The sequence below is a fragment of the Congregibacter variabilis genome (genome assembly GCF_045689235.1).
Taxonomy (GTDB): Bacteria; Pseudomonadota; Gammaproteobacteria; order Pseudomonadales; family Halieaceae; genus Congregibacter; species Congregibacter variabilis.
In genome coordinates this window covers 3,511,024-3,533,071 of record NZ_CP136864.1, presented here as the reverse complement: position 1 = coordinate 3,533,071, position 22,048 = coordinate 3,511,024, and the positions used below count along the sequence as shown (strand labels likewise).

Below are 22,048 nucleotides of genomic sequence, written 5' to 3'. Positions count from 1 at the left end.
GGCGGCGCTGTTAAACAGTCGCCGCCCTCGAGCAGAACATTTAGCGCCAGAAAGTTACTCTGAGCTTTCTTCCTGCAGTGCTTCTGTCAAAGCTGCTTCGATGTCTTGCGCCGAAACAGTCATTTCGCTCTCTTCCTCTGCGCGCTTCTTGCGGTTCTCGTGATACGTCAAACCAGTTCCCGCAGGAATCAGGCGACCTACAACCACGTTTTCCTTCAAACCACGAAGATAGTCGCGCTTACCGGTCACTGCAGCCTCGGTGAGAACACGAGTGGTCTCCTGGAAGGAAGCAGCCGAGATGAAGCTCTCGGTGGCAAGAGACGCCTTGGTGATACCCAGAAGCTCACGCTCGCCGGTTGCACAAACAAGACCTTCCGCCTGCAGACGCTCGTTCTCTTCGAGGAATCGCGTGTATTCCACCTGTTCGCCTTTGATAAGCGATGAATCACCGGAAGAAGAAATAACAACTTTACGCAGCATCTGACGAACAATAACTTCGATGTGCTTGTCGTTGATCTTCACGCCCTGCAGTCGGTAAACCTCCTGAATTTCGTTGACGATGTACTTCGCCAACTCGGAGATACCCTTTAAGCGCAGGATATCGTGAGGACTGAACGGCCCTTCGGAGATCATCTCGCCCTTCTCAACCGACTCACCCTCAAACACTGAGAGGTTACGCCACTTGTGAATCAGCGCTTCGTAGTGATCCGACCCATCAGCCAAAGGCTTGCCATCGGTCGGTGTAATCACCAGACGACGCTTACCCTTGGTCTCTTTACCAAAGCTTACCGTGCCTGAGATCTCTGCAAGGATTGCAGGCTCTTTTGGCTTACGAGCTTCGAACAGGTCAGCAACACGCGGCAGACCACCCGTGATATCGCGAGTCTTTGAGCCTTCTTGCGGAATACGTGCAATAACGTCACCAGCATCTACCTTACGGCCGTCTTCATGGCCGACCAGTGCGAGCGCAGGCAGGAAGTAGTGCGCAGGTACGTTGGTATCTGCAAGACACAGCTCTTCGCCCTTGTCATCGACCAGTGTGATCGCCGGACGCACATCTTTGCCTGCCGCAGGACGTTCGCCCGCTTCCATGACTTCGATGCTCGACAAACCTGTGAGGTCGTCAGTCTGGCGGCGAATGGTAATGCCTTCGTCCATACCGCTGAACTTAACGGTACCGGCCACCTCAGTGATGATTGGGTGAGTGTGCGGATCCCAGGTAGCGACAATATCACCAGCGGTAACTGGGCTATCGTCTGCAACCTTGATGATCGCGCCGTAAGGAAGCTTGTAGCGCTCGCGCTCACGTCCAACTTTATCAAGAATCGAAAGCTCACCAGAACGAGAAACGGCGATCAAAGTGCCGTCCTTACGTCCAACAGTCTTAACGTTGTGCAAACGCACCACACCATCGTTAATAATCTGAATGTTGTCCTGAGCAGTAGCCCGCGATGCCGCTCCACCAATGTGGAAGGTACGCATGGTGAGCTGTGTACCCGGCTCACCAATAGACTGAGCCGCTACAACACCGACTGCCTCACCCATGTTGACGCGATGGCCTCGAGCCAGATCACGGCCGTAACAGGTTGAACAGATACCATGGCGCGTGTCGCAGGTAATCGGTGAGCGAACTTCAAGCTCATCGATACCCATTTCTTCCAGACGGCGAATCCAAAGCTCATCGAGCATGGTGCCCGCAGTAATGGCGATCTCGTCATCAGAACCAGGACGGAACACGTCTTTGGCCACGATACGACCCAATACGCGATCACCCAGTGTCTCGATGATGTCACCACCATCGATGACGGGCGTCATCAGAAGACCGTGATCCGTACCACAATCCACCTCGGTCACAACCAGATCCTGCGCAACATCGACAAGACGACGAGTCAGGTAACCCGAGTTCGCTGTCTTCAGTGCCGTATCTGCCAGACCCTTACGAGCACCGTGAGTAGAGATAAAGTACTGAAGTACGTTCAGACCTTCACGGAAGTTAGCTGTAATAGGTGTTTCAATGATCGAGCCATCCGGCTTGGCCATCAGACCACGCATACCCGCGAGCTGACGAATCTGTGCCGGGGAGCCTCGAGCTCCAGAATCCGCATAGATAAACACGGAGTTGAAGGAGGCTTGCTCTTCGTCTTCGCCGTCACGATTTTTGACGATCTCGGTAGAGATGCCCTTCATCATGGACTTGGACACCAAGTCATTCGCGCGAGACCAAATATCGATAACCTTGTTGTACTTCTCGCCTTGAGTCACGAGACCAGCAGCGTACTGCTCCTCGATTTCCTTCACTTCCTCATCAGCGCTCTCGATGAGTTCAGCTTTCTCTTTAGGAATCTCAAAGTCGTTCACACCAATCGACGCGCCCGAGCGAGTTGAGTACTCGTAGCCGGTGTACATCAGCTGATCGGCGAAGATAACCGTCGCTTTCAAGCCCACTGCGCGGTAGCACTGGTTAATGATCTGCGAAATAGCGCGCTTCGCCATCGGCTTGTTAACCATCTCATAGGAGATACCCTTGGGCACGATGTCCCAAAGCAGCGCACGACCAACGGTAGTATCTACAACCGCTGTACGCTCCAGGCTCTCGCCTTCGTCGGTAATGGTTATCTCGTGGATGCGAACTTTAACTCGTGCCTGAAGGTGCGCTTGCCCCGTCAGATAGGCGCGATGCACCTCGTTAAAGTCAGCAAATACACGACCTTCGCCCTTGGCATTAACGCGTTCGCGAGTCATGTAGTACAGACCCAAAACAACGTCCTGAGAAGGAACGATGATCGGCTCACCGCTCGCAGGTGACAGGATGTTGTTGGTAGACATCATCAATGCACGAGCTTCAAGCTGTGCTTCGATAGTCAATGGAACGTGCACAGCCATCTGGTCGCCGTCGAAGTCAGCGTTGTAGGCAGCACAAACCAATGGGTGCAGCTGAATCGCCTTACCTTCAATGAGAACCGGCTCAAAAGCCTGGATACCAAGACGGTGGAGAGTTGGCGCACGGTTAAGCAGCACGGGGTGCTCGCGAATCACTTCAGCGAGGATATCCCACACTTCTGGTGGCTCGCGCTCGACCATCTTCTTGGCGGCTTTGATTGTTGTCGCCAGACCGCGTGCTTCAAGCTTGCCAAAAATAAACGGCTTGAACAGCTCCAGAGCCATCTTCTTGGGAAGACCACACTGATGCAGACGCAGAGCAGGACCAACCACGATCACTGAACGGCCTGAGTAGTCAACACGCTTACCGAGAAGGTTCTGACGGAAACGACCCTGCTTACCCTTGATCATGTCCGCAAGAGACTTCAGAGGACGCTTGTTGGAGCCTGTGATGGCCCGACCACGACGACCGTTGTCCAGCAGCGCATCCACAGATTCCTGCAGCATGCGCTTTTCGTTACGCACGATGATGTCCGGCGCGTTCAGATCCAAAAGACGCTTGAGACGGTTGTTACGGTTGATCACCCGGCGATAAAGGTCGTTAAGATCTGATGTTGCAAAACGACCGCCATCCAGAGGAACCAGCGGACGAAGATCCGGCGGCAGCACTGGCAGTGCGTTAAGCACCATCCACTCAGGCTTGTTGCCGGAGCTTGCAAAAGCTTCCATCAACTTGAGTCGCTTGGACAGCTTCTTGATCTTGGTCTCAGAGTTCGTCTGGGGAATCTCTTCACGCAGCGTCGCAATCTCGCTCTCGAGATCTAGTTGCTTCATGAGATCCTGAACAGCTTCAGCGCCCATCTTGGCGGTGAACTCGTCGCCAAACTCTTCCATGGCTTCGTAGTACTGCTCATCGGTCAGCAGTTGACCGTGCTCCAGCGTGGTCATGCCGGGATCAGTCACTACATAGGATTCAAAATACAGTACACGCTCGATGTCACGTAGCGTCATATCCAGAAGCAGGCCGATACGCGACGGCAAGGACTTCAAAAACCAGATATGCGCAACAGGGCTTGCCAGCTCAATGTGACCCATGCGCTCACGACGAACTTTGGCAAGAGCGACTTCTACGCCACACTTCTCACAGATCACACCGCGGTGCTTGAGACGCTTGTACTTTCCGCACAGGCACTCGTAATCTTTAACCGGGCCAAAAATCTTGGCGCAGAACAAACCATCCCGTTCCGGCTTGAAGGTACGGTAGTTGATGGTTTCGGGCTTTTTCACTTCCCCGAAGGACCAGGAGCGGACCATATCCGGCGACGCCAGGCCGATGCGGATCGCATCGAACTCATCTGACTGTCCCTGGGACTTCAGTAGGTTAAGTAAGTCTTTCAAGGCATTTCCTCCACGAGGTGTTCTTGCCGTGCCGGCCGCCCACAGGGCGACCGACTACCGATTCCTTAATGTGTGTTATTCGCTTTCCAACTCGATATCGATACCGAGGGAGCGAATTTCCTTCACGAGCACATTGAAGGACTCGGGCATACCCGGCTCCATGCGATGGTCACCATCGACAATGTTTTTGTACATCTTCGTACGTCCAGCCACGTCATCCGACTTGACTGTCAGCATTTCCTGAAGAGTGTAGGCCGCGCCGTAAGCTTCCAGAGCCCAGACCTCCATCTCTCCGAAGCGCTGACCACCGAACTGCGCCTTACCACCCAACGGTTGCTGAGTAACAAGACTGTAAGATCCAGTAGAACGCGCGTGCATCTTGTCATCCACCAGGTGGTTAAGCTTGAGCATGTACATATAGCCCACGGTGACTTCACGATCGAAGGCATCCCCGGAGCGACCATCGTACAAACGCACCTGGCCACTCTCGTCCATACCGGCAAGTTCCAGCAGGGCTTTGATGGACTCCTCAGCAGCACCGTCAAACGCCGGTGTTGCCATAGGTACGCCGGCAGTCAGGTTCTTTGCCAGGTCGAGCACTTCGCGGTCGTTAAGGCCTTTGATATCTGCACCACGACCAGCACCGTTGTTATAGATGCTTTCGAGGAACTTGCGGATATCAGCTGTCTTACGCTGCTCTTCCAGCATTTCGTTAATCTTGTCACCAAGACCACGAGCCGCCATGCCAAGGTGAGTCTCGAGAATCTGACCCACGTTCATGCGCGAAGGCACGCCCAGCGGGTTCAGTACGATATCAACTGGCTCACCATTTTCGTCGTAAGGCATATCCTCGACCGGCATAATCACAGAGATCACACCTTTGTTACCGTGACGTCCAGCCATTTTGTCGCCTGGCTGAATACGACGCTTAACCGCAAGGTAAACCTTCACGATCTTAAGCACGCCCGGCGCAAGATCATCGCCACTTTGGAGCTTGTTTTTCTTGTCTTCAAACCGCTCTTCGAGATGCTTGTTCTGCTCTTCGAGCTGATTCTGAGCCGATGCAAGCGCATCGTTAAGTTCAGCGTTGTCGAGCTTGAGCTTGAACCATTGCTCGCGATCAAGATCAGCAAGTACCGCGTCAGTCAGCTGGGTACCCTTGGAGAGTCCGCCTCCGCTGACGGTCTTGGCACCCTTAATGAGATTACCAAGCCAGGAGTATGTCGCTTCTTCATAGATGCGAAATTCTTCCTTAAGATCCTTGCGATACTCATCAAGCTGAGTCTTTTCGATGTGCTTCGCACGAGCATCTTTCTCAAGTCCGTCACGAGTAAACACCTGCACGTCGATGACTGTGCCCTTGGTGCTAGAAGGAACACGCAAGGAGGTGTCTTTCACATCCGATGCCTTCTCACCAAAGATCGCACGCAGAAGTTTCTCTTCTGGCGTTAGCTGGGTCTCACCCTTGGGCGTAACCTTACCAACCAGAATATCGCCGGCATCCACTTCTGCACCGATGTAAACAATCCCAGACTCGTCCAGGTTGGACAGTGCGCCTTCGCCAACGTTAGGAATATCGCCAGAGATCTCTTCTGATCCCAGCTTGGTGTCCCGAGCAATACAGGTCAGTTCCTGAATGTGGATGGTCGTAAATCGGTCTTCCTTTACGACGCGCTCCGATACAAGAATCGAGTCCTCAAAGTTGTAACCATTCCAGGGCATGAACGCGATGCGCATGTTCTGTCCCAGAGCCAGCTCACCCAAGTCAATGGACGGTCCGTCTGCGAGGATATCGCCCCGCGCCACAGAATCTCCACGACTCACGATAGGACGCTGGTTGATACAGGTGTTCTGGTTAGAACGCGTGTACTTGGTCAAGTTGTAAATGTCCACAGGCGCCTCACCAGCACCTACCTCTGAATCATCTACGCGCACCACGATGCGGCTCGCGTCAACTGAGTCAATGAGGCCGGGCCGCTTGGCCACAACACATACACCTGAATCTGCCGCAACAAAACGCTCCATGCCGGTACCGACAAGAGGCTTTTCACTACGCAGTGTAGGAACAGCCTGACGCTGCATGTTTGAACCCATCAACGCACGGTTCGCGTCATCGTGCTCGAGGAACGGAATCAATGCCGCCGCCACCGATACGATCTGCTGAGGAGACACGTCCATGTAGTCAATACGCTCGGGGTCCATCACCGTAAATTCGTTCAGGTGACGCACGGCAATCAGGTCGTCGACAAAGCGATTCTTTTTGTCGAGCTCCGCAGATGCCTGAGCAATTACATGCTCTGCCTCGTTAATCGCCGACAGGTACTCGATGTCGTCAGTTACGACACCGTCAACCACTTTGCGGTACGGACTTTCAAGGAAGCCATACTCGTTAGTGCGAGCATAAACCGCCAGCGAGTTGATCAGACCAATGTTCGGTCCTTCCGGTGTTTCAATAGGACATACCCGGCCGTAGTGCGTCGGGTGTACGTCACGAACCTCAAAGCCCGCTCGCTCACGCGTTAGACCGCCAGGCCCCAACGCCGAAACGCGACGCTTGTGCGTAACTTCTGACAGTGGATTGTTCTGATCCATAAACTGCGAAAGCTGACTGGAACCAAAGAACTCCTTAACCGCTGCAGACACTGGTTTTGCATTGATCAGATCCTGAGGCATCAAGCCTTCGCTTTCTGCCATGGACAGGCGCTCTTTAACAGCGCGCTCTACACGGACCAGACCGACTCGGAACTGGTTCTCAGCCATTTCACCAACGCTACGAATACGACGGTTACCCAGGTGATCGATATCATCGACCATACCTTTACCGTTACGTATACCCACCAGAGTCTGGAGCACGTCAACAATGTCTTCGCGAGAGAGTGTGCCCTCGCCAACTATCTCTTCACGACCCAGACGGCGGTTGAATTTCATCCGTCCGACACCCGAAAGATCGTAGCGATCAGAAGAGAAGAACAGGTTCTGGAACAGATTCTCCGCAGACTCTTTAGTCGGCGGCTCACCAGGACGCATCATGCGGTAGATCTCAACCAGCGCTTCCAGTTCGTTGCGCGTGGAGTCCTGACGCAGGGTATGCGAGATAAACGGTCCGCAGTCGAGCTCGTTGGTGTACAGCGTCTCGATCGACGTGATCTTCGCTTCAGCAAGCTGAGCGAGGACTTCTTCGTTTACTTCGGTGTTGCACTCAAAGAGAACTTCGCCCGACTTTTCGTCAACAATGTTCTTGGCCAGGGCGCGACCGTGCAAGTACTCGGGCGGCACGGGAAGCTCTTTTGCGTCGGCCTTCTCGAGTTCACGAATATGCCGAGCAGTGATACGACGGCCCTGCTCAACGATAACTTTCTTGCCCACCATGATGTCAAAGGCGGCAACATCCCCTCGCAAGCGCTCAGGAATAAGCTCCATGTTGTACCCGCCATCGGCGTCAACAGTGAAGACATTGAAGTCGTAAAACATGGAAAGGATTTCTTCGGATTCGTATCCGAGTGCCCGCAGGAGAATCGTGGCCGGCAACTTGCGGCGACGATCAATACGAGCAAACACCATGTCCTTGGGATCGAACTCGAAGTCCAGCCAAGAGCCACGGTAAGGAATGATGCGCGCCGAATACAGGAGCTTGCCCGATGAATGGGTCTTGCCCTTGTCGTGATCAAAGAACACACCCGGAGAGCGGTGGAGCTGGGAAACAATAACCCGCTCTGTACCATTAATAACAAAGGTACCGTTGTCTGTCATGAGCGGAATCTCGCCCATGTAGACTTCCTGCTCTTTAATATCCTTGATGGTCTTGTTCGAGCTTTCCTTATCGTAAATGATCAGACGCACCTTCACCCGCAGCGAGCAGGAATAGGTGACGCCTCGCAGCTGACATTCGCTGACATCAAATACGGGCGTACCTAAACGGTAGTCCACGTACTCAAGTGCCGCATTGCCGCTGTAGCTGACAATCGGGAATACGGACTTAAAGGCCGCGTGCAGGCCATAGTCCAGACGCTCTTCCAGGGATACGCCCTGCTGCGTGAACTTGCGATACGAATCAAGCTGAATCGCCAGCAGGTAGGGCACATCCATGACTGTCGGCATTGTGCCGAAATCCTTGCGGATGCGTTTTTTCTCAGTGTACGAGTAAGGCATCTATACTCCCCAGCGTTAAAAGCCAACCAAAGGCGGCCATATAAAATTCGTTCTCCGCTACCGTCGATCTACCGACAGCTAGAGCGGGAAAAGGCCGGTGGGCAAATACCCACCAGCCTCTCTTTGCCCAGGCGCACCCGGGCAGACATCAAAGTTACTTCAGCTCCGCGGAGCCGCCAGCTTCTTCAAGCTGCTTCTTGATGTCTTCTGCTTCGTCTTTAGAGGCGCCTTCCTTAATTGCGGAAGGTGCACCGTCAACGAGGCCCTTGGCTTCTTTCAGGCCAAGACCTGTTACTGCGCGAACAACCTTGATGACGTTAACTTTCTTGTCACCAGCAGAGGTGAGCATTACATCAAACTCAGTCTGCTCTTCAGCTGCTGCACCGGCATCACCAGCTGCTGCAGGCGCTGCTGCTACTGCTGCTGCTGCGGTTACACCGAACTTCTCTTCCATTGCGTCGATGAGCTCGACAACTTCCATTACGCTCATCTCGGCGATTGCCGTCAGAATGTCGTCTTTTGACATACCCATGAGGTCTATCTCCTAATCTTCTGCTATTTCTAGCGGATTCTGGCTGAATGCAAAAAGCGCTGTTTAGGCGGCTTCCTGCTCTTTCTGATCGCGTACTGCTGCCAGCGTGCGAACCAACTTTCCAGGTACTTCGTTCATTGTTTGAGCCAGCTTTGTCACCGGCGCTTTCATAACACTCATCAACATCGAGAGTGCCTGATCGCGCGTTGGCAAAGTCGCCAGCACATCCAACTGTTCCGCACCCAGCATTTGGCCGCTCACCGCCAATACTTTCACTTCAAAGGCCGCATTATCTTTTGCGAAGTCTTTAAAGAGTCTCGCCGCAGCGCCCGGATCTTCCATAGAAAATCCGAACAATGAAGGACCGACAAGCGCATCGTTGATGCACTCGTACTCCGTTCCTTCCAGAGCTCGTTTAGCCAACGTGTTCCGCACTACGCGGAGAGTCACGTTGCTCTCACGAGCATCCTTGCGCAGCGCTGTCATCCCGCTTACCGATACACCGCGTGCATCAGCAATAACGAGGGACAAAGCACTGGTGGCAGTCTCGTTAACTTCAGCTACGATCGCCTTCTTGTCTTCGAGTCCAATTGCCACTGGTTTTACTCCTGGATTGCTTACTCAGGCACCACGCGCTTTGCGTTAAACACATTGCAACGCGACACCACTCATGTGGTGAATCTTCTCACCATCTGCGCAGGCTCAACCTCTTGGTCGGATTAAGTGCCCTAAAGCCGCCCCACAGGGTCAAAGACTTTACGGCGCACCTACGGTCTTTGATGGTCATCGGCGCCTGGCAAAACCAGCACACTTACGCGTACCGTCAGCCTTTTGCTGAGACCTTATCAAAGGACGACAACTCCGGATTACGGCGTTTGTCATCGTTGGTCACTCCTCCGTGAGTGACCCCGGTCGCAACACTCTTATGGAGCATCACGACCTTGCTCTATGCATCAAACGCTTAAGCAAGCTTCGCTTCTAAAGACGTTTGATCGACAGTGATGCCAGGACCCATAGTGGTCGAGAGCGTCACTTTTCTCATGTACACACCCTTGGACGACGCAGGCTTACCTTTACGCAGGTCCGCAAGAACTGCCTCGAGGTTGCCGCGAATGGCATCAGCTTCGAAGCTGATCTTGCCAATGCCGCCGTGCACAATGCCGTTCTTGTCTGTGCGATAGCGCATCTGACCGGCCTTCGCGTTCTTCACTGCAGTTTCTACGTCGGGAGTCACGGTTCCGGTTTTCGGGTTGGGCATCAAGCCACGGGGACCAAGAATCTGACCCAACTGACCGACAACGCGCATCGCGTCTGGAGAAGCGACGACCACGTCGAAATCCATCATGCCGCCCTTAATTTGATCGCCGAGGTCTTCCATACCGACCATGTCTGCGCCCGCAGCTTTTGCTTTTTCAGCAGCATCGCCCTGAGCAAAAACAGCTACGCGAACATCACTACCGGTACCGTGCGGAAGCGTCGTAGCGCCTCGAACAGCCTGGTCCGATTTACGTGCGTCGATACCGAGCTTAACGGCAACTTCAACGGTCTCGTTAAACTTTACGGTAGATACTTCTTTGAGAAGGCTCACGGCCTCATCAAGGCTGTAGGTACGCGTGGAATCGATCTTCTCGCGAAAAGACTTAAGTCGCTTGCTAAGCTTGGCCATTAGATCACCCCCTCTACATCGATACCGGCAGACCGAGCGCTGCCAGCGATGGTGCGCACTGCTGCATCCATGTCTGAAGCCGTCAGGTCTGGCCATTTCTGTGTCGCCACTTCTTCGAGCTGAGCGCGATTAACCTTAGCCACCTTCTTGGTATTAGGCTCGCCGGAACCCTTGGCAATACCTGCCACCTTGCGCAGCAATACTGATGCCGGCGGTGTCTTTTTGATGAACGTAAAAGAGCGATCACTGTAAACCGTGATCACTACAGGAATCGGCAAGCCTGGCTCAATACCCTGCGTTTCCGCATTAAAGGCTTTACAAAACTCCATGATATTCACGCCGTGCTGGCCCAACGCCGGACCCACTGGGGGACTCGGGTTAGCTTGACCTGCAGGCACCTGAAGCTTGATATACGCTTCGACTTTCTTTGCCATGATAACTCTCTCCTGGGTTCAATCGGTTGAGCCGCTCAATCCGCAAAGGACCTCGCGCTACAACCTCCCCAACCTGGACGCCCAAGCGTCCGCCTTTATCTGCCGCGACTAATTAAGAAGTCGCAACCCTTGATCAGGCCTTCTCGACCTGACCGAATTCCAGTTCTACGGGCGTTGAACGCCCAAAGATCAGGACCGCCACGTTCAGGCGGCTCTTTTCGTAATTCACTTCTTCTACGACACCGTTGAAGTCATTAAACGGTCCGTCCACAACACGAACCATCTCGCCAGGCTCGAACATGGTCTTGGGACGCGGCGCTTCAGTGCCTTCCTCAATACGACTAAGAATCGCCTGAGCCTCTGCATCAGTGATCGGCGCCGGGGCGTCGGCCTTACCGCCAATGAATCCAAGCACCCGCGGTGTTTCTTTAACAAGGTGCCAGGTATCGTCACCAAGCTCCATCTGGACCAAAACATAGCCCGGAAAGAACTTGCGCTCGCTGCGACGCTTTTGGCCGCCGCGCATTTCAACCACTTCTTCTGTGGGAACAAGCACATCGCCGAAGCGATCTGTCATACCGTGCAACTCGATGCGTTCTTTCAACGCAGCCGCAACCTTCTTCTCGTAGCCCGAGTAGGCGTGCACAACATACCAACGCATTGCCATTCTCTTTCTCCGATCCGCCGCTAGCCAATGACCAGCGAAACAAGCCAACCCAGGAACGAATCAAGTCCCCAGAGAATCAACGCCACTACCAACACAAACGCCACCACAATCATGGTGGTCTGAACTGTTTCCTGCCGCGTCGGCCAGACAACCTTTCGGATCTCTGTGCGCGAACCCTTTACCAGGGACCAGAAAGAAGCGCCTTTTGCGGTTTGCAGCGCAACAAAGCCTGCCGCCGCCGAAAGCGCAACGATGCCGAGCACGCGGTACAACAGCGATTCGTTTGCAAAATAGCTATTGCCTACGACGGCCACAGCGACCAACGCTGCAACTACCAGCCATTTCATACCGTCGAAACGGCTTACGGGTGCCTCTGCACTCATTTGCTTACCTTAATAAAGCCCGAAAACCGAAGCTTCGAACTATGTCCTGCCAATATGGCAGGCCAGGAGGGAATCGAACCCCCAACCTGCGGTTTTGGAGACCGCTGCTCTGCCAATTGAGCTACTGGCCTGAAACCTACTACCCTGTCGTCTGTACCTACCGCCTTCAGACGACGAAGCCGAACCGCCAAATAACGGTCCGGCTTGATCGTTACATCATCTTGAGCCGAAGCAGATCTCACTAATCGACTAGTAAAATCCGCGAGTCACGCCGGTATTACTTCGCTCGCTGCTTGCGCTTTTACGCTCGCTTCGCAACACCACCGAGACTCGCTCGAGTCGTGCCTAAGGCTTGTGCCGGTGTGCCTGTTTCGCAGCAATCAGGAGCGCAAAGCGCGACGCGAAGAAACAGGTGCAGCGGTGCAAGCCGAAGTCACTACCCTCGTCTTACTCGATGATTTTAGCGACGACGCCAGCACCTACAGTTCGGCCACCCTCACGGATAGCAAAACGCAGACCTTCTTCCATCGCAATCGGTGCAATCAAAGTCACAACCATCTGAACGTTGTCACCCGGCATTACCATCTCAACGCCTTCTGGAAGCTCACAAGCACCAGTCACGTCAGTCGTACGGAAGTAAAACTGCGGACGGTAGCCCTTGAAGAATGGCGTGTGACGACCACCCTCATCCTTGGACAATACATAAACCTCAGACTCAAACTTCGTGTGAGGGTTAACACTGCCTGGCTTGGACAGAACCTGACCACGCTCAACTTCTTCACGCTTCGTACCACGCAGAAGTACACCAACGTTCTCACCTGCACGACCTTCGTCAAGCAGCTTGCGGAACATCTCAACGCCCGTACATGTCGTCTTCGCTGTGTCCTTGATGCCGACAATCTCAATCTCGTCGCCAACCTTCACAATGCCACGCTCAACACGACCGGTAACAACCGTGCCACGACCTGAGATAGAGAATACGTCCTCTACCGGCATCAGGAACGGCTGATCAATCGCACGCTCAGGCTCTGGGATGTAAGAATCCAGAGTCTCAACCAGAGTCTTGACCGCTGTTGTACCCAGACCGTTCTCGTCTTCGCCGTTCAACGCCATCAGCGCCGAACCACAGATGATCGGAGTGTCGTCACCCGGGAACTCGTACTGGTCCAGAAGCTCACGAAGCTCCATCTCAACCAGCTCTTTCATCTCTTCGTATTCTTCTGAATCCGCACCGCCGCAATCTTCCGCCAGCAGGTCTGCCTTGTTCAGGAATACTACGATGTACGGTACGCCAACCTGACGTGACAGCAGAATGTGCTCTCGTGTCTGGGGCATAGGGCCATCAGTCGCACCACATACCAGAATCGCGCCGTCCATCTGCGCAGCACCGGTGATCATGTTCTTCACATAATCCGCGTGTCCCGGGCAGTCAACGTGAGCGTAGTGACGCACGTCTGACTCGTATTCAACGTGCGAAGTCGCAATCGTAATGCCGCGCTCTTTCTCTTCCGGTGCGTTATCAATACCGTCAAACGCTACCAACTCGCCGCCCCATACCTCAGAGCATACCCGCGTAAGCGCCGCCGTCAGCGTCGTCTTACCATGGTCAACGTGTCCAATCGTACCCACATTGACGTGGGGCTTATCGCGCTCAAATGCTGCTTTTGCCATTACAACTACTCTCCTTGCACCGGTGACGATAACCCGCCACGCCTCATCTTTGATTCTTTTAAGGTGTCGCGCGATCACCGCGCCCACCACACAACTTGCACAACAGCTAAAGCAATGGAGCTCATAACCGGAATTGAACCGGTGACCTCTTCCTTACCAAGGAAGTGCTCTACCGACTGAGCTATATGAGCCTGTAGACTGCTTTTGCACCTACTCTGTACATCTCAATAGGCGCCCAACCACTCAACGCCTTACTGACTCTCGTCAGCCCCTGCCTACCGAGCATCACTCACCCTCTAAGATGAGCGCCGCATCAGACGCTATTGCTGGAGCGGGTAGTGGGAATCGAACCCACATCATCAGCTTGGAAGGCTGAGGTTCTACCTTTGAACTATACCCGCGGTAATCACCTTGTCTCACCAGCACAAGCCGCAGAGCACCCTGCACGACCAATCTTCTTTTGGTCGCGCGGCGCTCTTGTACATCGGCCAAACTGCAAACCAACGTATATATTTCTTTCTTTTCAAAAACTTATGGTGGAGGGAGGTGGATTCGAACCACCGAAGCTCGCGCGTCAGATTTACAGTCTGATCCCTTTGGCCACTCGGGAACCCCTCCGAAAGGCGGCACATTGTCCAGATGAGCCTCACGAATGTCAACTCATTTCTAGGGGGAAACGACGGTTACGGTAGACAAACAGCACAGCCAATGAGCATCCACGACTATATCGGGCCAGGATCCTGTCCAGGGTGCAGCCGATACCGACCCACCGTGCATTCGCCCATGTTCTGTAATCAGCACAAAAGCGGTATTCTGCGCGCCAAAGAACCGTCTATCAAAAATCGTCAATGCCGCGAAGGACCGGCCCGGAGCCACCCTCAAAATCGTGGCCGCGAAGGCCTGCTGAACCTTATCCGGGACGCAAACATTGAGACTTGCAGCAACTATTGGTGATCATGGCGCGCAGGGGCTGAAAAACACAATGGAAGTCGAAGCGTTTTGAGCTTTTATTTACTGAACATCGCTTTTTTAGCTCTGGCGCTCATAGGCAGCAGGCGCCAATCCCTGCCGGTCGCCATCATGATTGGTTTGACCGCCTGTGTATTCCTGATTCTGTCGGGCGTACAAACCGTTTCCACGCGCTTTACCGGGGGCGGTGTTGATCAATCGGTGTTTTTCCACCTAAGCGCGGGGTTTGATGGCGCTGGATGGCAGGAATATATCCCTGAGATCGCGATCAGCGCTGCTTTCATAGTGGCTTCGCTAGCGGCTCCGGTGCTAATTTATTTTTTAGCCCGGCCACAAACTACAAAAAAACCACATCCGCTAGCCTGGGTCGCCACCCTCGCACTGCCTGTTTGCATTTTTTTTCACCCCACCACTACGCAAACGCTCGCTTTGTTTAATATGAGCGTCACGCCGCAATCCGAGTCCGAACAGCGTAAGCAAGAAGTCGCAAACGGATTGCCATTTGAACGGTTCTTTAAAAACCCGGGCAAGCTGCCCCCGGGACCTAAGAAAAACCTGATATTCATTTACCTCGAGAGCTTCGAGCGAACCTACCTGGATAACAAACTGTTTCCGGGTCTAGCTCCGAAGCTTTCAGCACTCGAAAAGCAGAGCATCCACTTCACTGATGTTTTTAGCCACCGCGGCACAGGATTCACTATCGGGGGGTTGGTAGCTAGTCAATGCGGGTTACCGCTTCTGACGGCGGGGTCAAGTAACTCTATGCGCGGCATGGACCAGTTTTTGCCAAAGGCGATCTGTCTTGGCGATCTGCTATCGGCAGCGGGCATGGAGATGAACTACCTGGGCGGCGCTGACCTGAACTTCGGAGGCAAAGGCAAGTTTCTTTCAACGCATGGTTTCACCAATCCTCGCGGCCTTAAAGACCTTCGGCCGCTACTCCCGGACCCCGACTACGTGTCCAGCTGGGGCCTGTATGACGACTCGCTGCTGGATCAAGTACGCAGTACGCACCGCGCCCTCAAAACACAGGGAACGCCTTACGCGTTGTTTGCCTTGACCATGGACACCCACCATCCAAATGGACACCAATCTTCAGCTTGTGGGAAGCCTTACCGAGACGGCAGGAACAAAATGCTCAACGCTGTGCACTGTTCTGACCAGATAGTCTCAACGCTCATAGAAGAAATCAGACAATCCGAGGATTTTGAAAACACCGTTCTAGTGGTGGCTTCGGACCATACGGCATTGAGAAACGCCGCAAGCGATCAGCTACGCAAGGGCCGTCGGCGCAACTTGTTTATGATTTTTACCTCACAGCAGTCCGGCGGCAAGGCTGTTTCGCGCCAGGCATCAACATTTGATATAGGGCCTACGGTACTTTCCGCCATGGGTTGGAAGAACACGTCCATCGGTCTTGGTAGAGATCTACTGAAGGGCAAGCCGACGTTTCGTGAAGCGATCGCAGAGATAAACGGAGACACGCTGATTGGCAGCTGGAGCGAAAACATCAACGCGTTCTGGCAGTTTCCGTCTGGGCAGGATGGCTTCGAAGTGCTGCCTGAAGAAAATATGGTGGTCATGCAAAACCGCCGCTTTGCGCTGCCTATTGTTATGGAGTTCGATGACGATATGAATGTGCGCACCAACGTCTTTGAGTTCGATACCAGAGAAACCCTAAGCCAATACCTGCTAGCGCGGACAACTGACAATGCCATCGGATGGATTGACCACTGCAGCAAAGTGCGCGCCATGAACCTGGAGCTCCCGGATCAAGGCTTGTGTTTGTTTGTGGGTGCGCTTTCCTCTGAATCTACCATCGAACAAAAGATCGATAGCAACACCAAGGTCGACGCCGCAGCGTTAAGCAGGGTTCTAAAATCCAAGACCGCTGCCAAACTAAGCACAGAGCGACGCCAACGACTGCGGTCACTGAACATTCATGGTGTGCCCGATGTATCTATGTTCAAGGAAAGCTACGCTGACACCGAAGTATTAGAAGCAGTTTCTGTGCTATCCAGCACCGGTCCCAAAACGCGATCATACGTACAAACAAAGAAAAACAAGCTACTGCTGCAAAGGGGCATAAACCTTGTAGGCGTTGATGCTGGCGGGCGCGCTTCTCTCGTTGAGAACTTTGACGCATGCAAGCTCACCTCTGACGAGCAAACGACACCCAAGAGAGACTTTGCCATTGATAGCAATCCAAATCTGACGACGCTTTTCGTTGTCGTTCATGATTCCGGAATTTGCAGTGATAACGAGCTGAGTATCTCGATCAATGGACACAGCGACGCGTTTAGCAAAATCGGGTTTCGAGCGCCTTACATTGCCAGACTTTCCACGACAGGGGAGCTGCAGTCACAGCACCTGGGGCCACGATCCGGCAAACTCTCGGTCGAGCTGGGCAATTGAGTATCACGAGGAATTAAAATTCGGAACTTGAAGCTAGGAGTTCGCCCACTGACGAAACGGCTTCGTGTTAGCAGCAAGGCCGCGCAAGGACCTCAAAAGGTGGTTAATCACCGTCTGAAAATGGAGCTGGCGAGAGGAATCGAACCCCCGACCGGCTGATTACAAATCAGCTGCTCTACCTACTGAGCTACGCCAGCCAAATTTCAGGAGCGCGAGTTTAGACAAAGCTTGGGCCGGATTCAATCGTAAATGACAGTCAAGCCCACATAAAGTTTTAGGATGAGAGGAAAACCGGTTAAAAATTGTGCACTTCGCACCAGAGGCCATGATCACGGGGCCTCCAATTACCCTAGGTCAACAATAGTCGCGTTGATAGGCCAGCCGAAGCCACCTTAAATCAACAACAGCAAAATAATGCGCCTCGGTTTCCCTTCCCAATAGGGAGTCACGAGCGAATCGCGTCGCGTCCGTAACCTACTGCGGCACCAACAAGCAGCACCAGTAAAATCAGCAAAGCCGGAACGGGTAATGCAGGAACACCTTGTGCAGCAACAGCCATAGACGGATCAACCGCCGGCTCGAAGTTCAAGTTATCTATCGCAAAGTAAAACGAGCCCACTGTCTTGTTGACCCTTATCTCATCGATGTTTTCCCAAGTAGTTTGAGCAGAAACGTCAAACGCCGCCGCAGGTCCTGTTATGTCTGGCCAAGTTATTGTTTGAACACCACCTGCAACAGCCACACCATCACGATAGGGGGTTAGCTCGTACGTTCCGCCGCAGCCGACACAACTCCCGAATGAGACATCCATGCCACTAAACTTAAACTCAGCACCGCCAACAGACGAGATACGTACCTCTGATGCCGCCCCAAAGTTTGCAGCAAGCGACAAAAAGTTAGGGCTCAAAAAGACACCGATATCCGCGTCGTGGACAAACAATGTGTCCGCCGTGGCATAGGTAGCTGAGTAGACAATCTGACCAAGAGCATACGGGTTTGCCTGAACACCAGCAGGCGCAGACTCAAAGTCCTGATCAGGTGGCTGGGCGAGTACTTGCTGACTAAAACTCGCAAGTGTCATTAGTAAGAGAATGAGTTTAAACGCACCTTGATTGATCACAGTGGTACACCCCAGCGGCTTTATAGTCTTTGTAGACTCTTCATGACGAAACCTTCAGGCATCATAATGAGCACTTGAAAGTGATCTTAGCCTTGCCCACCAAGTGGACACTGATCCAGATCAATGAAGTGCTAATGCTGATTTCGGGTTTCACACGGTTCGCGAGCGACACAGATAGACACAGCGCTACGTGAGCGCCGCTGAATTTTCGTAGATTTCAGTCAGAACTCCGCCGGATTCAATCACTCTTGGCAAATAGTACGGAAGATACTTGGGGATAATCCACCAATCCGGGCACTTCCAGCTCCGCCTGGCGCAATAGACCCTCAAATACCAAGTTTGGCACTGGGTCGTAGGCAAGGTCCAAAACTTCAGCCAGTTGAGCTGAACCACCACCACACAGCAGAAGCTGAGGTCGCTCGCCCTGCGCCTCTGCTAAAGACATAGCCATACGCACCGCGCCAGCCTGAGCCAGCATTAAGCCGTGACTTACCGCCTCTGCCGTGGATCTTCCGGGTGCAACAGAGGTGTTTTCGGGTGCGCTGTCGCGTACGCGCCCGGTGTCTGCAAACAAAGACCGCTCCATCAAAGCAGTGCCGGGAATGATGTAACCACCCTCATGGCGTCCATCGGCCGTCAGCAAATCTATGGTGAGCGCCGACCCGGCATCCACGACGCAAACTCGACCACTGACTCGCTGCCGGGCAGCCAACATGGCCAACCAGCGATCCACACCCATCCGCGTTGGGTCTTCATAGGAGTTCAGCAGCCCATCAAGCGATGCAAGCGAGCGCGCAAACCAAACGGATTTGCTCAAGGCTGCCAACTCGGCGTGTAAGGCCTCTTGAATATCAGGCGCGGCAACGCTGGACACTAGAACCGTGGCCCCAGCAAGACTTTCGCCCAGCTCAGCCACCATGGTGTGGGTATCTACACGCCCTTGATTGCGGACACCCGCCGCATCAACGTACATCCACTTGGCGGAACTGTTACCAATATCCAGCAGTAAGGTTGCGCCGCTCATGAAGCCGCCTCCTGCAAGCGCAATGAAACCTCACCACCATGAATGCGCTGCACACCACTACTCGTGCCAAGCAGCAAGGCCCCTCGCTCGTCCACGCCCTGCGCTTTTCCGGCAATGCGCTGTCCGTTGTTGTCAACAATCACCGGTCGACCAGCAAAAGCGTCGAGGGATTGCCAGCGATCTCGCCACCTTACAAAGCCCGCCTTCTCGTAAACAGCGAGCGCTGGAAGGATTCGATTGAGCAACTTTGCCGCCAGGAGGCTTCGGGTAAACGAGCCATCAGCAACCGAGCGCAAATCCGACCAGGGCTGTTCGATTTTGTCAGCCATGACTTCGGGCAGCTGTACATTGATACCCACACCAATCACCACATCACAGGGCCCACAGAAATCCCCGCTCATCTCAACAAGAATTCCAGCAAGCTTCCTTCCGTCAAGATAAACGTCATTGGGCCACTTCAGGGAGAGCTTCTGAACGCCCAGGTCTTCAAGTGCATCACAGACCAATACGCCTATCGCCAAAGACAGCCCCTCAAGCACCTCTGCACCACCTTGAAAACGCCAGCCTACGGAGAGATAAATACTGCTGGCAAAGGGGCTTACCCAAGAACGACCGCGTCGGCCCCGGCCGGCGCTCTGACTTTCTGCAAGGCACACGGAGGCACCTGAGGGTGCTGCACCTTGCCTGCGCAACTCTGCGTTTGTCGAATCTATGCTTTGGTGTATGTCAATCTGGGCCAAAAGAGTTCTAGCGTCGCCATCCAATCCGGCGCGGATCGCCGGTTCGCTAAGCAAATCAAGGCCACCTTCTATTTGGTAGCCCTGCCCTCTGACTCGCTTTACCTCAAGACCCAGCTTCTCCAGAGACGCCACCTGTTTCCAGATGGCCGTGCGACTTACCCCGTATTGCGTGGCGAGCGCTTCACCAGAATGAAATGCGCCATCGGCAAGCTGTATCAAGAGATCGTTTGCGGGCATGAGCGAGATAACTGGGACTAAAAATGACTGGCGATCATAGCAAAGTCGCCAGTGATGAACCGCAGCTCAATATCTGATTTGTCGAAGCACTTGCTTTCCTAAAACTACTTTACGTTAACGTAAACGTCAGCTATTCTTCTGCAATGGCTGCAACACAAAAACACTTCAGCATCTCTGAGCTGTCTCGTGAGTTCGAGATCTCGACTCGAACCATCCGTTTCTACGAAGAAAAAGGCTTCATTACGCCTTTACGCTCGGGTCAGCGGCGCATATACAGTGCCGCCGACCGCACACGCATTCGCCTCATCCTTCGTGGTAAACGTATCGGACTAAGCCTCGCCGAAAGTGTTGAGATCATCGACATGCACCAGCCCGGAGAAAGTGACGCCACGCAGTTGGCATCTTTGCTCGCGCGCGTGAGCAAACGCCGCGCCGCGCTTGAGCAACAACGACGAGATCTGGATGACATGCTCACGGCGTTGGATGAAGTCGAGAGTCTTTGTCTAGAAGCTCAAAGCAAGCACCAGACCAAACACCAAAACAAAAAAGCTGAAGAAACACTCACGGCATGACGCGCAAGGAGCTCAGTGTATGAATACCGGATACCCCACTCTTAATTTCGGGCTTGGTGAAGACATCGACATGCTCAGGGATGCCGTGCACCAGATGTGCGAAAAGGAAATCAGACCCCGCGCCGCCCAGATAGATAAAGATAATGACTTTCCCGCCGATCTTTGGCCAAAGCTCGGTGCCATGGGACTGCTGGGGATCACCGTTGATGAAGAATACGGTGGCAGCGGTATGGGTTACCTCGCACACTCAATCGTCATGGAAGAGATCAGTCGAGCTTCGGGCTCCGTGGGCCTATCCTACGGCGCCATGTCCAATCTGTGCCTGAATCAGATTCAGCGCCACGGTAGCGACGCGCAACGATCTCACTATTTGCCCAAGCTCTGTACGGGTGAGCACGTGGGCGCGCTGGCCATGTCCGAAGCCAACGCCGGTTCTGATGTGGTCAGCATGAAGCTTCAGGCGCGACGCGAGGGCGATCACTATGTACTTAACGGTACAAAAATGTGGATCACTAATGGACCTGACGCAGACGTTTATGTGATCTATGCCAAAACCGATGTCAAAGCTGGTTCCCGCGGAATCACCGCCTTTATTGTCGAGCGCGACTACCCGGGGTTTTCCCGGTCACCAAAGCTCGACAAGCTGGGAATGCGGGGCTCGAACACCTGCGAGCTCGTATTTGAAGACTGCAAAGTCCCTGCCGAGAATATTCTGCGCGAGGAGGGCAAAGGCGTAGAGATTCTTATGTCCGGATTAGATTATGAGCGCACGGTTCTCTCCGGTGGCCCCGTGGGCATCATGCAGGCCTGTATCGATGAGGTACTCCCCTACCTGCATACTCGTCAGCAATTCGGCCAGGCCATCGGTGAATTCCAGTTAATGCAAGGCAAGCTGGCGGATATGTATGCTGACCTCAACGCTTGCCGCTCTTACCTCTATACCGTCGCCGCAGCCTGTGATCGCGGTGAGGAGACTCGCCAGGACTGTGCTGCGGTCATTCTGTACACCGCTGAGAAAGCCACACAGCTCGCCTTACAGGCTATTCAGGCGCTCGGTGGCTATGGCTACACCAACGAGGCAAACGCAGGACGCCTCCTGCGGGACGCCAAACTGTACGAAATTGGCGCCGGCACTTCCGAGATTCGGCGTATGCTGATTGGACGTGAACTCTTCAAGGCTTCGGCCTGAGT

At 53.7% G+C, this 22,048-nt stretch carries 15 protein-coding genes and 5 tRNA genes; 3 read left to right on the top strand and 17 right to left on the bottom strand.

The window, feature by feature from the left end:
• Window positions 1-54: 54 nt before the first annotated feature.
• From rpoC to R0135_RS15690, 13 genes are all read right to left on the bottom strand, one after another.
• Window positions 55-4,278 (bottom strand): DNA-directed RNA polymerase subunit beta', encoded by a 4,224-nt coding sequence (gene rpoC / locus R0135_RS15750; RefSeq protein WP_407347862.1) that lies wholly within the window; start codon window positions 4,276-4,278, stop codon window positions 55-57.
• Between the two features lie 75 nt (window positions 4,279-4,353).
• Complete coding sequence (gene rpoB, locus R0135_RS15745; RefSeq protein WP_407347861.1) at window positions 4,354-8,427, bottom strand: DNA-directed RNA polymerase subunit beta; 4,074 nt, start codon at window positions 8,425-8,427, stop codon at window positions 4,354-4,356.
• A 154-nt stretch (window positions 8,428-8,581) separates the two neighbouring features.
• On the bottom strand, window positions 8,582-8,959 hold the full coding sequence (gene rplL / locus R0135_RS15740) for a 50S ribosomal protein L7/L12 (RefSeq protein ID WP_407347860.1): 378 nt from the start codon (window positions 8,957-8,959) through the stop codon (window positions 8,582-8,584).
• A gap of 63 nt (window positions 8,960-9,022) precedes the next feature.
• Complete coding sequence (rplJ, locus tag R0135_RS15735; protein WP_407347859.1) at window positions 9,023-9,556, bottom strand: 50S ribosomal protein L10; 534 nt, start codon at window positions 9,554-9,556, stop codon at window positions 9,023-9,025.
• Window positions 9,557-9,920: 364 nt separating this feature from the next.
• The gene (rplA, locus tag R0135_RS15730; protein ID WP_407347858.1) at window positions 9,921-10,625 is read right to left on the bottom strand and encodes a 50S ribosomal protein L1; all 705 of its coding nucleotides are present in this window, start codon (window positions 10,623-10,625) and stop codon (window positions 9,921-9,923) included.
• Complete coding sequence (rplK, locus tag R0135_RS15725) at window positions 10,625-11,059, bottom strand: 50S ribosomal protein L11 (RefSeq protein ID WP_407347857.1); 435 nt, start codon at window positions 11,057-11,059, stop codon at window positions 10,625-10,627. The genes rplA and rplK overlap by 1 nt, the downstream gene beginning before the upstream one ends.
• A 133-nt stretch (window positions 11,060-11,192) precedes the next feature.
• Entirely contained in the window at window positions 11,193-11,726 is a 534-nt protein-coding gene (gene nusG, locus R0135_RS15720) for a transcription termination/antitermination protein NusG (protein ID WP_407347856.1), read from the bottom strand.
• Between the two features lie 20 nt (window positions 11,727-11,746).
• Window positions 11,747-12,109 (bottom strand): preprotein translocase subunit SecE, encoded by a 363-nt coding sequence (secE, locus tag R0135_RS15715; RefSeq protein ID WP_407347855.1) that lies wholly within the window; start codon window positions 12,107-12,109, stop codon window positions 11,747-11,749.
• Between the two features lie 55 nt (window positions 12,110-12,164).
• Window positions 12,165-12,240: transfer RNA gene (locus R0135_RS15710), tRNA-Trp, on the bottom strand.
• Window positions 12,241-12,556: 316 nt separating this feature from the next.
• Window positions 12,557-13,780, bottom strand: a complete 1,224-nt coding sequence (tuf, locus tag R0135_RS15705; RefSeq protein ID WP_407347854.1) for an elongation factor Tu — start codon at window positions 13,778-13,780, stop codon at window positions 12,557-12,559.
• A 115-nt stretch (window positions 13,781-13,895) separates the two neighbouring features.
• A tRNA-Thr gene (locus tag R0135_RS15700) sits at window positions 13,896-13,971 on the bottom strand.
• A gap of 136 nt (window positions 13,972-14,107) precedes the next feature.
• A tRNA-Gly gene (locus R0135_RS15695) sits at window positions 14,108-14,181 on the bottom strand.
• A 133-nt stretch (window positions 14,182-14,314) separates the two neighbouring features.
• A tRNA-Tyr gene (locus R0135_RS15690) sits at window positions 14,315-14,398 on the bottom strand.
• A 381-nt stretch (window positions 14,399-14,779) separates the two neighbouring features.
• On the opposite strand from R0135_RS15690, the gene R0135_RS15685 reads away from it, so the two are divergent.
• Window positions 14,780-17,164 carry a sulfatase-like hydrolase/transferase gene (locus R0135_RS15685; protein WP_407347853.1) on the top strand — a complete coding sequence of 795 codons (2,385 nt, stop codon included), beginning with the start codon at window positions 14,780-14,782 and terminating at the stop codon, window positions 17,162-17,164.
• Between the two features lie 121 nt (window positions 17,165-17,285).
• Here the strand turns inward: R0135_RS15685 and R0135_RS15680 are convergent.
• The 4 genes from R0135_RS15680 to birA form a co-directional block, all read right to left on the bottom strand.
• Window positions 17,286-17,361, bottom strand: a tRNA-Thr gene (locus tag R0135_RS15680).
• A gap of 248 nt (window positions 17,362-17,609) precedes the next feature.
• Complete coding sequence (locus tag R0135_RS15675) at window positions 17,610-18,284, bottom strand: hypothetical protein (protein WP_407347852.1); 675 nt, start codon at window positions 18,282-18,284, stop codon at window positions 17,610-17,612.
• A 238-nt stretch (window positions 18,285-18,522) separates the two neighbouring features.
• Complete coding sequence (locus R0135_RS15670; RefSeq protein ID WP_407347851.1) at window positions 18,523-19,308, bottom strand: type III pantothenate kinase; 786 nt, start codon at window positions 19,306-19,308, stop codon at window positions 18,523-18,525.
• Window positions 19,305-20,285 (bottom strand): bifunctional biotin--[acetyl-CoA-carboxylase] ligase/biotin operon repressor BirA, encoded by a 981-nt coding sequence (gene birA / locus R0135_RS15665; RefSeq protein WP_407347850.1) that lies wholly within the window; start codon window positions 20,283-20,285, stop codon window positions 19,305-19,307. Before birA ends, R0135_RS15670 begins: the two co-directional genes overlap by 4 nt.
• A gap of 143 nt (window positions 20,286-20,428) precedes the next feature.
• Between birA and R0135_RS15660 the strand changes: the two genes are divergently transcribed.
• Both R0135_RS15660 and R0135_RS15655 read left to right on the top strand, forming a co-directional pair.
• Window positions 20,429-20,857: a MerR family transcriptional regulator gene (locus tag R0135_RS15660; protein ID WP_407347849.1), complete on the top strand. Its 429-nt coding sequence runs from the start codon at window positions 20,429-20,431 to the stop codon at window positions 20,855-20,857.
• A 19-nt stretch (window positions 20,858-20,876) separates the two neighbouring features.
• The gene (locus tag R0135_RS15655; RefSeq protein WP_407347848.1) at window positions 20,877-22,046 is read left to right on the top strand and encodes an isovaleryl-CoA dehydrogenase; all 1,170 of its coding nucleotides are present in this window, start codon (window positions 20,877-20,879) and stop codon (window positions 22,044-22,046) included.
• Window positions 22,047-22,048: the final 2 nt, after the last annotated feature.

Excerpts from the sequence above, each read along its gene's own strand:
- R0135_RS15670 (WP_407347851.1), bottom strand. The coding sequence starts at position 19,308 with ATGAGCGGCGCAACCTTACTGCTGGATATTGGTAACAGTTCCGCCAAG.
- tuf (WP_407347854.1), bottom strand. The coding sequence starts at position 13,780 with ATGGCAAAAGCAGCATTTGAGCGCGATAAGCCCCACGTCAATGTGGGT.
- birA (WP_407347850.1), bottom strand. The coding sequence starts at position 20,285 with ATGCCCGCAAACGATCTCTTGATACAGCTTGCCGATGGCGCATTTCAT.
- rplL (WP_407347860.1), bottom strand. The coding sequence starts at position 8,959 with ATGGGTATGTCAAAAGACGACATTCTGACGGCAATCGCCGAGATGAGC.
- nusG (WP_407347856.1), bottom strand. The coding sequence starts at position 11,726 with ATGGCAATGCGTTGGTATGTTGTGCACGCCTACTCGGGCTACGAGAAG.
- secE (WP_407347855.1), bottom strand. The coding sequence starts at position 12,109 with ATGAGTGCAGAGGCACCCGTAAGCCGTTTCGACGGTATGAAATGGCTG.
- rplA (WP_407347858.1), bottom strand. The coding sequence starts at position 10,625 with ATGGCCAAGCTTAGCAAGCGACTTAAGTCTTTTCGCGAGAAGATCGAT.
- R0135_RS15660 (WP_407347849.1), top strand. The coding sequence starts at position 20,429 with ATGGCTGCAACACAAAAACACTTCAGCATCTCTGAGCTGTCTCGTGAG.
- rpoB (WP_407347861.1), bottom strand. The coding sequence starts at position 8,427 with ATGCCTTACTCGTACACTGAGAAAAAACGCATCCGCAAGGATTTCGGC.
- rplK (WP_407347857.1), bottom strand. The coding sequence starts at position 11,059 with ATGGCAAAGAAAGTCGAAGCGTATATCAAGCTTCAGGTGCCTGCAGGT.
- R0135_RS15655 (WP_407347848.1), top strand. The coding sequence starts at position 20,877 with ATGAATACCGGATACCCCACTCTTAATTTCGGGCTTGGTGAAGACATC.